The sequence below is a fragment of the Hymenobacter nivis genome, from assembly GCF_003149515.1.
GTDB lineage: Bacteria > Bacteroidota > Bacteroidia > Cytophagales > Hymenobacteraceae > Hymenobacter > Hymenobacter nivis.
Map to the genome: position 1 here is coordinate 3,659,469 of NZ_CP029145.1, position 15,058 is coordinate 3,674,526.

Sequence of the window (15,058 nt, forward strand, 5' to 3'; positions counted from 1 at the left end):
CATGCCGTCCGCGCCCCTGCTTTACTTGCTCAAGGCCCACGCGGTGCTGCTGCTGTTTGCGGCGGCCTACTCCGGGCTGCTGCGCCCGCTCACCTTCTTCGCTCTCAACCGGGCGTACCTGGCGTTTGCGCTGCTGTTTGCCGCCGCCTACCCGGCCCTGCCCATGCCCGCGCTGTGGCCGGCCGCCGCCCCGGGCCCCGCCGTGGCCTGGGTGCTGGCCGAATTGCCCCCTGGGGTCCCCGCGGCGGCGCTGCCCGCTCCGGGGCCCGACTGGCCGGCGTGGTTACTGGCCGGCTACGCCGCTGGCGCGGCGCTATTGCTGGGCCGCCTGCTGATGCAGCTGCTGTCGCTGGCGCGGCTGCACCGGCAGGCCCGCTCCGCCGGGGCTTCCGGCGGCGTGGCGTACCGGCAATTGGCTGGCGGGGGCGGCCCGTTTTCGTTTGGCCGCACCATCTACCTCGACCCGGCCCAGCACCCAGCCCCCACCGAGCTAGCTGCGGTGCTGGCCCACGAGCAGGCCCATGTGCGCCAGGGCCACACCCTCGATGTGCTGCTGGCGCACGTGGCCACAGCCGTGTTTTGGCTGAACCCGGCGATGTGGCTGCTGCGCCGCGCCCTGCTCGACAACCTCGAGTACCTGGCCGACGCGGCCACCCTGCGCACCGGCCTCGACCGCCGCGCCTACCAGTACAGCCTGCTGCGGCTGGGGCCCCCGGCGGGCAGCCCGGCCCTTGTCTCGCCCTTTTCACTTTCCACCCTCAAAAACCGCATTCTGATGATGAATCGCCCCGTTTCCAATCGGTTGCAGCTGCTGCGCTACGCCCTGGCGGGGCCCCTGGTAGTGGCCGCCGCGCTGGCCTACTCGGCCGCCCACGCGCAGGCCGCCCCCAACCCGGCCACGCCCGCCGACGAGTCGTTCGCCATCACTAATAAGGCCGGTACCACCGTGATGAAGCTGGCCGGGCCGGCCGCGTATTACGTTGACGGACAGATAAGAAGCTACGCTAACCTGGCCAAAGTAGACCCGGCCGCCGTGGCCAGCGTGCGCGTGGTGCCCGCTGAGCAGGCCCGCCCGCTGTTGGGTACCGACCAGGCCACCTACGTCATCACCACGGAGGCTAAAAAGGCGGAGCCCGCCGTGGTGGCTTTCAACGAAAAAGTGCGACGCGTGGCCCCGTACCGCATGGGAATTGACAGGCAGGGCGATGCCACCCTAACGCGCGAGAGGCCCTCCAAAGCAGGCGCGACAGCTGCGCCGCAGGGAGGGCCAAAGCCCGGGCTCAAGCCGTTCAGCGGGGCGGCGCGCAGCTACTACGTGGACGGCAAGCATGTTGACGAAATGACGGCTACGGCTGTAAAGGATATCGTTAGTATGCAAATCTTGAAGGGGGAAATGGCAAAGCAGTTTTTGGGGTACGATGGCGATTCGCACCTCGTCATGGTTATCACGACCAAAGCCAAAATAGCTGCGCCCGAAGTGGTTGAGTTTAATAACAAAATCCAGCAAATAGCGCCGCTAAAGGGCCTGATTGCCGACCTTGCCAGCGGCGTGCCCCAGCTAAGTTCTCCCGCCCAAGCCGCCCCGCCCGCCGGCCGCGAAGTGCCCATCAGCTACGTGGCAGCCCCGGCGCTGGCTTACATCACCCAGAATTACCCCGACAGCCGCATTACGGGCGTGGCGGAGGTGAAAAACGCCAAAACGGGGCAGCTGAACTACCGGGTGGAAGTCACCAAAGGCCGCCGGCCGCAGTATGCCGTGTTTGACGCCCAAGGCCAGCCCGTAGCCGAATAATTTGTAGTTTCCCCTTCCCATCTTCATTCACACAACTACTTCATTACCATGCGAAAACAACGATTTTCCGCCCGTTTGTCGAGCTTGCGCCGGGCCTTGGTGGGGCCCCTGGCCGTGGTGCTGGCCCTGGGCGCCACCGGGGCCCAGGGCCAAACCGTGACGCCCACGGTGGTGGCCGCCAGAGCCCCAAAGCCGCTGCCCACGGACGTGGTGTACTACGTGGACGGTAAGCTGTTGGCCCCCGACGCTCTCAGCGCCATAAGCCCCGGCGATATTGGTTATATCAACGTGCTAAATGGCAAGGAAGCACAGGCACTGACTGGCAATACTTTGGCTAATAAAGTTGTCATTATTACCACTAAAGCCAACGAAAGGTCATTAGAGGTGCTGGCCTTCAGCAAGAAGCATAACATCGCGCTAATCCCGGCCTGGCCGGCCCGAACCGCTGCCGAAGCGGCCGTTCGGGACTATATCAAGCAAACCTACCCCACCGCCAAGCTGCATTCCATCTACGAAGATAAAAAGCAGGCGGGCCATTATGTGACGGAATTTGAAAACGGCGGTCAAACCTACAAGCTACGCTTCGACGGCCAGGGCCACCCAGTGGCCGAGTAGGGCCCCTACAGCACTGGGTGTTCCGACTCGAAAACTGCTTTAGCCGGCCAAAATGCGGGCCGTGACGAGCAACTGGCTCACGTGGCGCTGGGTGTGCTCGGCGGCGTGCACCAGCAGGCCGATGACGGTGGACGGCAGGGCGGCGCGGCCCACCGGCCGGGGCGTGGCCCAGCAGGCCCAAATCCTGCCGCAGCACACTGCCTACCGGCAAGTGCAAGGGGTGCTCGGCGGCTATTTTTTGTTGTGCGTCCGCCCGGATTCGGTGGGCGAGAGGTAGTGCAGGTACTGCGTGTCGTCGCACAAGGTGTTGTTCAGGGCATGGGCTTTTTTTGGTACTGTATCCCGCTTCCTAGCCGGCCCGATCCGCGTTGCGGGGAATACCGCGCGCCACCCCGTCGCAGGTGAAAACCTGGTCGGGGTACGCGGCCAGGCGCTGGGCCAGCGGGGCCCCGTCGCGCACAGGCAACAGGTGCCGGGCGGCCAGTGCCTGGTTGAGTACGCCGAGCAACGGACCCGCCAGGCGGCTGACGCGGGTCGGCGAGAGGCCGAAGCTGGCGGCCTGGGGCTGCTGCAAGGAATTGGTTTTGGGGTAGGTGAGCAAAAAGAAAAGCTTCGTGTCGGTGCCGGGCAAGGTGGCGTTGGCACGCTCCCCGTGCGCCGGGATGCGCCGCCGTTCGCCATCGAGGGTGTGGTAGCGGTGGTAGCGTTCCCAGCGGGGCGCAAAATCGGTGCGCAACGCGTCAAATTCGGTGGGCAGCAGACTGGTCAAGGCCAAAAACTGCGTCGGCCGCTCGCGCAGAGCTAAGTAATCCGTGCCGCAAAATATGACCTCGCCGCACGCATTAGTGTAGCTAAATTTGCCGCATCAACACTAGTATGTAACGCACCAAAGTATGTAAAGCACCAAAGGTAATGCCGCTGCAAAACACCGCTGAATAGCACCCCAACCAAGCGCACAGCCTAGCGGAACGCCGCCGTCGCGTACTTTTCAGGCATGAAAACATTTTCCCTCGGATTATTGCTGACCGCCGGCTTGCTGGGGCCCCCAGCGGCGCAGGCCCAGCGCCAGCCGCAGCACGAGCTGCAAATCACGCCGGCCACCGCTGCCTGGGGCTACTACGACGCCGCCGCGCCGCCAGTGCTGCGCATCAAGTCGGGCGAGAGCGTGCGGGTACACACGCTCATTACCTCCACCCCGGCGCGGCTGGAAGGGGCGGGCGTGCCCCCGGCGCAGGTCGAGCAGTCGCTGCGCGACATCACCACGCAGGTGACTAACAAAGGGCCCGGGGGGCACATTCTCACGGGCCCCATTTTTGTGGAAGGGGCCGAGCCGGGCGACGTGCTGGAGGTGCGCATCCAGCGCATCAAGCTGGCCATTCCGTACGCCTACAACGCGTTCGGGGCCAAGAGCGGCTTCATCCCGGAGGATTTCCCGTACGCGAAGATGAAGATTATCCCGCTCGACGAAAAGCAGGGTGTGGCGCACTTTGCACCCGGTATTGACGTGCCGCTGCGGCCGTTTTTCGGGAGCATGGGGGTGGCCCCGCCGGTGGCCGCCGGCCGCATCAACAGCGCACCGCCCGGCATCCACGGCGGTAACCTCGACAACAAGGAGCTGGTAGCGGGCACCACGCTGTACCTGCCAGTGCACGTGCCCGGGGCCCTGTTTTTTGTGGGCGACGGCCACGCCGGGCAGGGCAACGGTGAGGTGGACATCACAGCCCTGGAAACGTCGCTCGTCGGCGACCTCCAGTTCATCGTGCGCAAAGACCTGCACCTCAAGCTGCCCCGCGCCGAAACGCCCACCGCCTACATCAGCATGGGCCTGAACGAAGACCTGACCCTGGCCGCCAAAGACGCGGTGCGCGAGATGATTGATTTCCTGGTGGCTACCCGCGGCCTGAGCCGCGACGACGCCTACATGCTGGTGAGCGTGGCCGGCGACCTTGACGTGACGCAGGTGGTGGACGGCACCCGCGGGGCCCACATCATCCTTCCCAAAAGCATTTTTGGGAAGAAATAGGGGCCCCGGGCCCGGCGCTTCGGTGGCTATTTGCCGCCGGGGGCGTATGTTTGAGGCGTAAACTTTAGGGGTGCCCCGCCATGCGGGGCTGAGACAATACCCTTGGAACCTGATGCGGATAATGCCGCCGAAGGGAAAAGTACTGGTCCGCACGCGGCCGCCCGACGGGCGTGCCGTGGCCGGCGCCCACTATTGTTTACGGTTCGTATTATCCCAACTAATCAACTAGTTGCATGGTTTGCTACGTAAATAATTTACCCCACGAAGCCGCTGAGCAGCAGCTGCTCCAGGAGCTGCTTGCCGGGCTGGGGCTGGCCCAGCCGCACGGCCTCGCCGTGGCCCTGAACGACGCCGTGGTGCCCCGCGCCGAGTGGGCCACCTGCGCCGTGCAGCCCCACGACCGCCTCACTATTATCCGCGCTACCCAAGGGGGCTAGGCGGATGCCGGCTCCTTCTCTCCCCATTTTCCGATGAAGAAAAAAGACCAAGCTCCCCAGCACATGCTGGTGGCGCGCCAGCCCCTCACCGGCTCGCGCAAAGTGTACGTGCCCGGCACGCTGCACCCGCAAATGCGCGTGGCGATGCGCGAAATTGCGCTGGCCGATACCGAGCGCAAGTTCGATTTTGGCTTCCCGTCGGAGTCGAACCCGCCCGTGACGGTGTACGACACCAGCGGACCCTACACGGACCCGGATATTGAAATTGACCTGAAAAAAGGCCTGCCCCGCCTGCGCGAGGAATGGATCCGGGAGCGCGGCGATGTGGAGCAGCTGCCCGGCACCACCTCCGATTACGGCCAGCAGCGCGCCGCCGATAATGGCCTGGACCACTTGCGCTTCGAGCACATTGCGGCCCCGCTGCGCGCCAAAGCGGGGGCCAATGTGAGCCAAATGCACTACGCCAAGCAGGGCCTCATCACGCCCGAGATGGAGTACATCGCCATTCGCGAAAACCAGCGCTTCGACGAGCTGCCGGCCGACGACCCGCTGCGCGCCCAGCACCGTGGCCACAGCTTCGGGGCGCGTACGCCGCAGGGCCCCATCACGCCCGAGTTTGTGCGCCAGGAGGTGGCCGCCGGGCGGGCCGTTATTCCCGCCAACATCAACCACCCGGAGAGCGAGCCGATGATTATCGGGCGCAATTTCCTGGTGAAAATTAACACCAATATTGGTAACTCAGCTATCACGTCATCCATTGAGGAAGAGGTAGATAAGGCCGTGTGGAGCTGCCGTTGGGGCGGCGATACGCTGATGGACCTGAGCACGGGTAAGAACATCCACGAAACCCGCGAGTGGATTATCCGCAACTGCCCGGTGCCGGTGGGCACGGTGCCCCTCTACCAAGCCCTGGAAAAGGTGAACGGCAAGGCCGAAGACCTCACTTGGGAGCTGTTCCGCGACACGCTTATCGAGCAGGCCGAGCAGGGCGTGGACTACTTCACCATCCACGCCGGTGTGCTGCTGCGCTACGTGCCGATGACCGCCAAGCGCGTGACCGGCATCGTGTCGCGCGGTGGCGCCATTATGGCCAAATGGTGCCTGGCGCACCACCAGGAGAGCTTCCTCTACACGCACTTCGAAGAAATTTGCGAGATTATGAAGGCCTACGACGTGGCCTTTTCGCTGGGCGACGGCCTGCGCCCCGGCTCCATCGCCGATGCCAACGACGAGGCTCAGTTCGCCGAGCTGGAAACGCTGGGCGAACTCACCAAAATTGCCTGGGCGCACGACGTGCAGGTGATGATTGAGGGCCCCGGCCACGTGCCCATGCACCTCATCAAGGAGAACATGGACAAGCAGTTGAAGGAATGCCACGAGGCGCCCTTCTACACGCTGGGGCCCCTAACGACGGATATTGCCCCGGGCTACGACCACATCACGTCGGCCATCGGCGCGGCCATGATTGGGTGGTTTGGCACGGCCATGCTCTGCTACGTGACGCCCAAGGAGCACCTCGGCCTGCCCAACAAGCAGGACGTGAAGGACGGCGTAATCGCCTATAAGATAGCCGCCCACGCCGCCGACCTCGCCAAGGGCCACCCGGGGGCCCAGTACCGCGACAACGCCCTGAGCAAGGCCCGCTTCGAGTTTCGGTGGGAAGACCAGTTCAACCTCTCGCTCGACCCCGATACCGCCCGCGACTACCACGACGAAACCCTGCCCGCCGAAGGGGCCAAAGTCGCGCATTTCTGCTCGATGTGCGGCCCCCACTTCTGCTCCATGAAAATAACGCAGGAGGTGCGCGACTACGCCGCAAAGCAGGACCTCACGGCCAACGAGGTGCTGGCTCGGGGCATGGTAGAAAAGTCGCGGGAATTCGTGGCGAAGGGCAGCGAGCTTTATCTGTAAAACCCTAACGCCGAACCCCACCCCCGGCCCTTCCCCGATGGGGAGAGGGAGGCCTGACGACCACTTGCCCTCGGCTCTCCTCCCCATCGGGGAAGGGCCGGGGGTGGGGTGAATAGCAGAACGACCACAAAATCCCATGCCTACTCCCCGTCCCTACGCCCTCACCATTGCCGGCTTCGACCCTAGCGCCGGGGCCGGCGCGTTGGCCGACGTGAAAACGCTGGAAGCCAGCGGGGTGTACGGGCTGGCCGCTTGCACCGCCCTCACGGTGCAAACCGACGTGGCGTTTGAGCGGGTGAGCTGGGTGCCGCTGGCTGATATCCAGGACCAGATCCGGCCGCTGCTGGGGCGGTTCGAGGTCGGCTTCGTAAAGGTTGGCCTCGTTGAAAGCCTGCCGCTACTGTTGGAATTGTTGCAGTGGCTAAAGGCGCAAAACCCACAAATCCAGGTCGTTTGGGACCCAGTGCTGAAAGCCACGGCGGGCTATGAGTTTCATAATCAACCCGATCCGCAGCTGCTGCAAGCCATCTGCCAGGAGCTTGCCCTCATTACGCCCAACCAGCCCGAAGCCCTGCGCCTCTGCCCCGCAGCCACGGCCGAAGCGGCCGCCGAAACGCTGGCCGCCTGGTGCCCGGTGCTGCTGAAGGGCGGGCACGCCGCCGGGGCCCTGGCCACCGATGTGCTGCTGGCCGCTGGCCAACGGCACGCGTTTGGGGCCCCGCGCCTGCCGCACGGGGCCAAGCACGGCAGCGGCTGTGTGCTGTCGGCGGCCGTGCTGGCCCGGCTGGCCCAGGGGCAGAGCCTGGTAGAAGCGTGCCGGGCGGGCAAGGCCTACACGACCGCCTTTTTGGCTAGTAACGACACGCTGCTGGGGTATCATTATAGAATTTAAAATAATGCAAATTAGTAAGTTGCACTACTTGGTCACCCACGCGGAAGCCGCTGAGCTGGCTTGCCAGGGCGGGGTGCGCTGGGTGCAGTTCCGGGCGAAAAACCTGCCTTATTTCGAGTGGCAACAGCGCGCCCTGGAAACCCAGGTCGTGTGCCGCCGCCACGGGGCTACGCTCATCGTCAACGACAACCCGGCGCTGGCGCTGGAAATCGGAGCCGACGGCGTGCACCTGGGCCGGCAGGACATGAGCCCGGGGGAGGCCCGCGCCCTGCTGGGGCCCCGCTTCCTCATCGGCGGCACGGCCAACACCTTTGCCGACGTCGAGCGGCTGGCCGCGGCGGGCGTGGACTACGTGGGGCTGGGGCCGTTCCGCTTCACCGCCACCAAGGAAAAGCTGAGCCCGCTGCTGGGCTTAGCGGGCTACGCCGAGATTTTGGCCCAGTGCCGGGCGGCGGGGCTGGCGCTGCCCATCGTGGGCATTGGGGGCGTGGTGCTGGCCGACGTGCCCGCGCTGCGAGCCGCCGGGCTGCACGGCGTGGCCGTGGCAGGGGCCATCGGTGGGGCCCCCAGCCCAATGGCGGCGGCGGCCCAGTTTCTGGAAGTTTTGGATAAACCATTGAAAGCATTTGCGTTATGAAAACCCAACCCCTGGTAATTGCCGGGCGCACGTTCACGTCGCGGCTGCTTACGGGCACCGGCAAGTTTAGCTCGTCGGCGCTGATGGCAGAAGCCTTGCTGGCCTCCGGATCGGAGCTGGTGACGGTGGCCCTGAAGCGCGTGAACGTGGCCGACGCCGATGATGACATCCTGCGCCACCTGGGCCACTCGCAGTTCAGTTTGCTACCCAACACCTCGGGCGTGCGCACGGCCAGGGAAGCCGTTTTTGCTGCCCAGCTGGCCCGCGAGGCCCTGGAAACCAACTGGCTGAAGCTCGAAATTCACCCCGACCCCAAGTACCTGCTGCCCGACCCCATTGAAACCCTGCGCGCCGCCGAGGAACTGGTGAAGCTGGGCTTTGTGGTGCTGCCCTACATCCACGCCGACCCGGTGCTGTGCAAGCGCCTGGAGGAAGTGGGCGTAGCCGCCGTGATGCCGCTCGGGGCCCCCATCGGCTCCAACAAAGGCTTGCTGACCAAGGAGTTTCTGGAAATCATCATCGGCCAGAGCCGGGTGCCGGTGGTGATTGACGCCGGCCTCGGGGCCCCCTCGCACGCCGCCGCCGCCCTGGAAATGGGCGCCGCCGCGGTACTCGTGAACACCGCCATTGCCGTGGCTGGCCAGCCCGTAGCCATGGCCGTTGCCTTCAGGCTGGCGGTAGAGGCTGGGCGCTTGGCCTACGAGGCCCGGCTGGCCGCACCGGCGGCGGCGGCCGTGGCCAGCTCGCCGCTCACAGCATTTCTGGATTAAATCCCCCGTAATTATGAGCTTCCGCCCCGTTTTTGAGGCCCACGCATGGGATGACGTTAAGGCTAGCATTTACGCCAAAACGGCGGCCGATGTAGAACGGGCCCTGGCCGCGCCGCGCCGCACGCTGGACGATTTCAAGGCCCTGATTTCGCCCGCGGCGGCGCCTTATCTGGAGCAGATGGCGCAGCTCAGCCAGGGGCGCACGCGCCAGCGGTTCGGCTACACCATGCAGATGTACGTGCCGCTGTATCTGAGCAACGAATGTCAGAACATCTGCACGTACTGCGGTTTTAGCCTGGACAATAAAATAGCCCGGCGCACCCTCAGTAGCGTGGAAATGCTGGCCGAGGCCGCCGTATTGAAGGGCTGGGGCTACGAGCACGTACTGCTGGTGACCGGCGAGGCTAACCAAACCGTGGGCGTCGAGTACCTCGAAAAGGCCCTGCGCACGCTGCGCCCGCACTTCGCCCATTTGTCGATGGAAGTGCAGCCGCTGGACCAGGAAGACTACGAACGCCTCATTCCCGAGGGGCTGAATACGGTGCTGGTATACCAAGAGACTTACCACCAGGAGGACTACAAAAAACACCACCTGAAGGGCAAAAAGTCTAATTTCTACTACCGCCTCGATACGCCCGACCGGCTGGGGCGGGCCGGCATTCATAAGATGGGCTTGGGCGTATTGATTGGGCTGGAAGACTGGCGCACCGACTGCTTCTACACCGCGCTGCACCTTGATTACCTGGAGCGTACGTACTGGCAGACTAAGTACAGCCTGTCGTTTCCGCGGCTGCGGCCGGCCGTAGGAACCCTGCCGCCGAAGGTGGAAATGAGCGACCGGGAGCTGGTGCAGCTCATCTGCGCCTACCGGCTGCTGAGCGACGAAGTAGAGCTGTCGCTCTCGACGCGCGAAAACCCAACCTTCCGCGACCATGTTGTGCAGTTGGGCATCACCAGCCTCAGCGCCGGCTCCAAAACCAACCCCGGCGGCTATGCCGTGGCCCCGGAGTCGCTGGAGCAGTTCGAGATTTCCGACGAGCGTAGCCCGGCCACCATCGCGGCCATGCTACGCCGCCAGGGCCTCGAACCCATCTGGAAAGACTGGGATGCCACCCTCACTGCCCTCGCCCGATGACCCCCGCCGTACCCTCCGAAACCCTGTCCGCCGCCGAAACCCACCGCTACAGCCGCCACCTGCTGCTGCCCGAAATTGGGGCCCCGGGCCAGCTCAAGCTGAAGGCCGCCAAGGTGTTGGTGGTGGGTTGCGGAGGGCTGGGCTGCCCGGTGCTGCAATACCTGGCCGCCGCCGGCGTGGGCACCCTGGGCCTGCTCGATTTCGACACCGTGGACGAAAGCAACCTCCAGCGCCAGGTGCTGTACACCACCGCCGATGTGGGCCAGCCCAAGGCCCTGGCCGCCGCTGCCCGCCTGGGGGCCCAAAACCCGTTCATTGAATTGGTGCCGCACCAGTTTGCCCTCACGACAGCCAATGCCCTGGGCTTGCTAGCCGGCTACGACCTAGTGGTGGATTGCTCGGATAATTTCGCCACCCGCTACCTCGTGAACGACGCCTGCGTGGTACTGGGTAAGCCGCTGGTGTACGGGGCCATCTTCAAATTCGACGGCCAGGTGTCGGTGTTCAACTACCAGCACGGGCCCACCTACCGCTGCCTCTACCCCGAGCCGCCGGCCCCCGGCGAGGCCCCCAGCTGCGCCGAAATTGGGGTGTTGGGCGTGCTGCCCGGCCTGGTGGGTACCTTGCAGGCCACCGAGGTACTGAAGTTGCTGACCGGCATTGGCGAAGTACTCAGCGGCCGGTTGCTGGTGATTGACGCCCTCGGGATGCGCTTCCAAACGCTGCGTTTCCGCGCCGTGCCGGCCGAGCAGCAGCGCACCGCACTGGAAGCCGACTACGCCGCTTTCTGCGGCGAGGCGCCGCCCACCGCGCCGCCCGCGCCCGAAATCAGCGCCGCTGAGCTGCGCGCCTGGCAGGCCAGCGGCCGGCCCCTGCAACTGCTCGACGTGCGCGAGCCCCACGAGCACGCCCAGCGCCACATTGGTGGCCGGCTGTTGCCGCTGGGCCAGCTGGCCGGGGCTCTAGCCGTACTGCCCACCGACGTGCCTACCGTGGTACACTGCGCCAGCGGTGTGCGCAGCCAGCGCGCCGCTCGGCTGCTGCTGGAGCACGGTTTTCGCGAGGTGTATTCGCTGCGCAATGGCTTGGCCGATTGCTGATTAGTTATTAGTTGTTCAGTAACCACGTAGTTCATTGTTTGACAACTAACAACTGACAACCCGTTTGCTTTTGCACGGCTACTTAGGGCAGTTTCCAGGTCGGTGTACGTAGCTGCGACGTTAGCGTGTACCAGTACGCGGTTCTTGGTCTTGCCCCAGGGGCCCTCACGCGAGACCAAGCACCGCTTGGCGGTACAGACTGGTGCCGCACCCAGGTACACGGACTCCGAAATTACTGTAGGAGTCCTCTCAGAAAACGGAAAATAGAGCACGCTAAGGAACCCGGCCGCCTGTTACCTGACCACCAAGTAGCGAGGCTACTCTGCCCGAAGCCGGACCAGCGCTAGGTATCCGGCAACGCTCAGCGCGGCCCCGGCCGCTAAGCCGAACGTCCAGCCCGGCCCGGCCAGCTGCCATACCGCGCCCGCGCCCAAGCTGGCTCCCAGCGCGGCTAGGCTGCCTAGCCCGCCAAAGGTGCCCAGGGCCGCGCCGGTATCGGCGCGGGCGCAGAGGTTGCTTACCCAGGCCTTGGCCACGCCCTCGGTGCTGGCCGCGTACAGTCCGTAGAGCGCAAATAGGCCCGCGAAGGCCCAGCCGTCGCGGGCAAGCGCCACCCCGCCGTACACCGCGGCGAAGGCCAGCAGCCCGCCCACCAGCAGTCGGCGCGGCCCCAGGCGGTCGGCCAGGTGGCCCAGGGGCCAGGCGCTGAGCACGTACACGCCGTTGTAGAGAATGTAGAGGCCGATAACGCCAGCTTCGGACATGCCCCGCTGCCGGGCCAGCAGCAGCAGGAATGCATCGGAGCTGTTGAACAGGGCAAAGACGAGCAGCGCCCCCACCACGCGCCGGTAGGCGGGCGGGGCCACGCGCCAGTAGCTAAACGAGGCCCAAAATGGTTGCGGCGGCCGGCCCGAGGGCGCGGCGGGCCGCTCACGCAGGGCGAAGGTCACGGCCACGGCCAGCACCCCTGGCACGAACGCCCACCAAAACAGCGGTCGGAACTGGCCTGGCCGCGCCGCCAGCCACAGTAGCGCCACCGTCGGCCCGAACACCGCGCCCAGCGTGTCCATCGAGCGGTGAAAGCCGAACACCTTACCCTTGTCCGCGGGCGTGGTTTCGTCGGAGAGCAGCGCGTCCCGCGCTCCGGTGCGCAGGCCCTTGCCCAGCCGGTCCACGGTGCGGGCCAGAAACACCCACCACGGCGCGGCCAGCACCGCCAGCATAGGCTTGGATAATGCACTCAGTCCGTAGCCCCATTGCACAAAGGGCACGCGCCGCCCCAGCCGGTCAGACCATTGCCCGAAGTACCCCTTGCTTAGCCCCGCCACGGCTTCGGCCACCCCTTCAAGTAGGCCAATCAACAGCACCGAAAAGCCGATGGATTGCAGGTAGAGCGGCATGACCGGGTAGAGCATCTCGCTGGCCAGGTCGGTGAAGAGGCTGATGAGCGAGAGTAGCCAGACGGCGCGGGTGAGGTAAGCGAAGCGGCCCATCAGAGCGTCAGTTTTAAGGCGATGTTGGCCACAAGGCCATCCAGCGGGGCATACAGCGGCCGGAACAAGGGCCGGTCAATGGGACCGTACACGACCTGTTCGTAGCGCGTCTGGCGCACGTCCAGGAAGTTCTCGACGTTCACGACCAGCGAGAAATGGGGTGGGAACTGCTTTTCGGCCAGCGCGCCCAGCAGCCAGAAGCCGCGTCCTTGCCGGTCGCCCTCGCCCAGGTACTGCGGGCCATTAAAGGTGCCTTCCAGGCCCAGGCGGAAGTTTTTGGGCTGTTCGTACACCGTGGTGAGCACCAGCCGGTGTTTCGAGACAAACGGCAGCTGCGCGGGCTGGCTCAGGTCGTAGGTCTGGCGGGCATCGGTAAAGGTGTAGGCCGTGAAGAACTGCAAATCTTCGATGTTGAGCCGCAGGTTAGTTTCCAGGCCCCGCGCCGTAATGGGCGACGAGGAATTGGCAAACTCGATGATGCCCAGCGGCTGCAAGGCCGGATTCGGAATTAGGGCGTGTTCCAGCCGGGTGTAAAAAGCGGCCTGGTTCAGCACCACGCCCAGGTCGCCGATAAGGCCCTTCAGCGTCACATCGGCGTTGAGACCCCGCGAGGTTTCGGCCCGCACGGTGTTGGGGTTGAGGGCGCGCACGCCCACGTAGGCTTGCTGCTCGGTGGCGTTGGCGAAGATGGTGGGCGCTTTGTAGCCGTAGCCGCCCCCGGCCCGCAGCGCGACGTGCGCCCCGGCCTTGTAGAGGGCCGAGAAGCGCGGCAGCACGAACCAGCCGTAGGTCTGCTGGTAGTCGGTGCGTATGCCGGCTTGCAGCGTCAGGTTTTCCAGGGGCTTCCAATCGTCCTGCGCGAACAGCCCGTAGGTCTGGTACTGGTAATCGCGCGGGGCCGTGCCGGGCACCGGGGCAGTAGTCTCGCGGAAGTTATCGGTCGTGACCGTGGCCCCGAACACGGCCCGGTGCGCCCCGGCCGGCACCAGGTAGGAGGCTTCTGAGTAGGTGGAAAACTGCTTGCCCGCAAAGTAGGCGTCGCCGGCCTGGATGTTGCGCGTAAACGAGCTGAGGCTGTTTTTGAGCGTCAGCACCTGCCCGCCCCGCCGCTTGGCATCGACCCGGAATTGGGTGCTGTACCGCTCGGAGCGGTTGCGCTCGATGTAGCGGTGCAGGCCCACCGGCTGGTTCACGATGGCCTCCAGGTCGCCGCCGGTGCGGGTTTCCACGCCGGCTGTGGCCCCCAGGTAGACCGTGGTCGAATCATTGAGGTAGTAGTACAGGCGCGGGTTCACGTTGGTGAGCTGCACTTGGGGCAGGTCGGTGAAGCCGTCGCCGTTCACGTCGTAGGCCCGCTGGGTGTTTTGGGTGGCCAGCAATGTCAGGCCTAACTGCCCGGTACGCCCGCTGTAAAAGGCGGTCAGGTCGCGCCCGCCCTTGTGGGTCTGGTTGAGTAACACGTTCAGCTCGGGCGTGGCGATGGGCGTTTTGGTCACCAGGTTCACCAGGCCCGCGATGGCGTCGCCGCCGTACAGGGCCGACGACGCGCCCTTGATGATTTCGACCTGCCGCAAATCCAGCGGCGGAATCTGCACCAAACTCAGCCCCTGCGAAAAGCCTCCGTAGAGTGGGAAGCCGTCGCGCAGAATCTGGGTGTAGCGTCCGTCCAGGCCCTGAATACGGAAGGCCACGTTGCCGGAATTAGCCGAGGTAAACTGGGGCTGAATGCCGCTGGCCTCCGTGAGCAGCATGGCGATATTGGCCGGTTTCATGCTGCTTTTTTCGTCCAGCTCCTCCGGCCCCAGCACCTCGATGCGCACGGGCACGTCCTCAATGCGCGAGCCGGTGCGGGTGGCTTCGACCACCACGCCTTGCAGCTCCAGACTGCTAGGTTCCAGCTCGACCAGCGCCGGCTCGGTCGATGCTTGGGGCAGGGTAAAGGACACGGTGCGGGTGCCGTAGCCGATACTGGAAAAGGTGACTTGCTGCGGGCCGGTCGGTACGTTGGGCAAGTCAGCTCGGCCGTTGGCATCGGTGGCCGCCCCGATTTTAAGCGTTGGAATGACGACGGTTACGCCCGGCAGGGCGGTTTTGGTGCGCTCGTCGCGCACGAGCACGCGCAGCGGGCTTTGGGCCACGGCCACGCCGACGCTGCCGAGCAGCGCCAGGAACAACAGAATAACTTTCATGGGAAATAGGCGCAGAACGCCGAAAAGGCTAAAAACAGGACAAACACGAACGGGCGGCCCTCGT

General features: G+C 65.0%; 13 protein-coding genes, 1 pseudogene and 1 riboswitch. Of the genes and pseudogenes, 10 read left to right on the forward strand and 4 right to left on the reverse strand.

The features are described from left to right. Nucleotide 1: 1 nt before the first annotated feature. A complete protein-coding gene (locus DDQ68_RS16215; protein WP_109657240.1) occupies nucleotides 2-1,792 on the forward strand; it encodes a M56 family metallopeptidase in 1,791 nt (596 codons plus the stop codon). A 48-nt stretch (nucleotides 1,793-1,840) separates the two neighbouring features. Next, entirely contained in the window at nucleotides 1,841-2,407 is a 567-nt protein-coding gene (locus DDQ68_RS16220; RefSeq protein ID WP_162550170.1) for a hypothetical protein, read from the forward strand. A gap of 39 nt (nucleotides 2,408-2,446) precedes the next feature. Here DDQ68_RS16220 and DDQ68_RS16225 read toward each other — a convergent pair. Next, nucleotides 2,447-2,566: pseudogene (locus DDQ68_RS16225) on the reverse strand (DinB family protein); the annotation flags it as partial. A 190-nt stretch (nucleotides 2,567-2,756) separates the two neighbouring features. Then, nucleotides 2,757-3,182 carry a hypothetical protein gene (locus tag DDQ68_RS16230; protein ID WP_109657242.1) on the reverse strand — a complete coding sequence of 142 codons (426 nt, stop codon included), beginning with the start codon at nucleotides 3,180-3,182 and terminating at the stop codon, nucleotides 2,757-2,759. A 219-nt stretch (nucleotides 3,183-3,401) separates the two neighbouring features. On the opposite strand from DDQ68_RS16230, the gene DDQ68_RS16235 reads away from it, so the two are divergent. The 8 genes from DDQ68_RS16235 to moeB all read left to right on the forward strand — a co-directional run bounded on the left by DDQ68_RS16235 (nucleotide 3,402) and on the right by moeB (nucleotide 11,312). Next, a complete protein-coding gene (locus tag DDQ68_RS16235) occupies nucleotides 3,402-4,430 on the forward strand; it encodes an acetamidase/formamidase family protein (RefSeq protein WP_109657243.1) in 1,029 nt (342 codons plus the stop codon). Nucleotides 4,431-4,486: 56 nt separating this feature from the next. After that, nucleotides 4,487-4,583: riboswitch (TPP riboswitch) on the forward strand. 80 nt (nucleotides 4,584-4,663) lie between these two features. Continuing rightward, entirely contained in the window at nucleotides 4,664-4,867 is a 204-nt protein-coding gene (thiS, locus tag DDQ68_RS16240) for a sulfur carrier protein ThiS (RefSeq protein ID WP_109657244.1), read from the forward strand. Nucleotides 4,868-4,900: 33 nt separating this feature from the next. Next, nucleotides 4,901-6,778: a phosphomethylpyrimidine synthase ThiC gene (gene thiC / locus DDQ68_RS16245; protein WP_109657245.1), complete on the forward strand. Its 1,878-nt coding sequence runs from the start codon at nucleotides 4,901-4,903 to the stop codon at nucleotides 6,776-6,778. Nucleotides 6,779-6,914: 136 nt separating this feature from the next. Further along, nucleotides 6,915-7,670, forward strand: a complete 756-nt coding sequence (locus DDQ68_RS16250) for a hydroxymethylpyrimidine/phosphomethylpyrimidine kinase (protein ID WP_109657246.1) — start codon at nucleotides 6,915-6,917, stop codon at nucleotides 7,668-7,670. 4 nt (nucleotides 7,671-7,674) lie between these two features. After that, nucleotides 7,675-8,307: a thiamine phosphate synthase gene (locus DDQ68_RS16255; protein ID WP_109657247.1), complete on the forward strand. Its 633-nt coding sequence runs from the start codon at nucleotides 7,675-7,677 to the stop codon at nucleotides 8,305-8,307. Continuing rightward, complete coding sequence (locus tag DDQ68_RS16260) at nucleotides 8,304-9,077, forward strand: thiazole synthase (protein WP_109657248.1); 774 nt, start codon at nucleotides 8,304-8,306, stop codon at nucleotides 9,075-9,077. Before DDQ68_RS16255 ends, DDQ68_RS16260 begins: the two co-directional genes overlap by 4 nt. A 13-nt stretch (nucleotides 9,078-9,090) precedes the next feature. Beyond that, nucleotides 9,091-10,212 carry a 2-iminoacetate synthase ThiH gene (thiH, locus tag DDQ68_RS16265; protein WP_109657249.1) on the forward strand — a complete coding sequence of 374 codons (1,122 nt, stop codon included), beginning with the start codon at nucleotides 9,091-9,093 and terminating at the stop codon, nucleotides 10,210-10,212. Beyond that, nucleotides 10,209-11,312 carry a molybdopterin-synthase adenylyltransferase MoeB gene (moeB, locus tag DDQ68_RS16270; protein WP_109657250.1) on the forward strand — a complete coding sequence of 368 codons (1,104 nt, stop codon included), beginning with the start codon at nucleotides 10,209-10,211 and terminating at the stop codon, nucleotides 11,310-11,312. The genes thiH and moeB overlap by 4 nt, the downstream gene beginning before the upstream one ends. A 317-nt stretch (nucleotides 11,313-11,629) precedes the next feature. Here the strand turns inward: moeB and DDQ68_RS16275 are convergent, their stop codons facing one another. Then, entirely contained in the window at nucleotides 11,630-12,805 is a 1,176-nt protein-coding gene (locus tag DDQ68_RS16275; protein ID WP_109657251.1) for an MFS transporter, read from the reverse strand. Next, nucleotides 12,805-14,994: a TonB-dependent receptor gene (locus tag DDQ68_RS16280; protein WP_109657252.1), complete on the reverse strand. Its 2,190-nt coding sequence runs from the start codon at nucleotides 14,992-14,994 to the stop codon at nucleotides 12,805-12,807. Before DDQ68_RS16280 ends, DDQ68_RS16275 begins: the two co-directional genes overlap by 1 nt. Nucleotides 14,995-15,058: the final 64 nt, after the last annotated feature.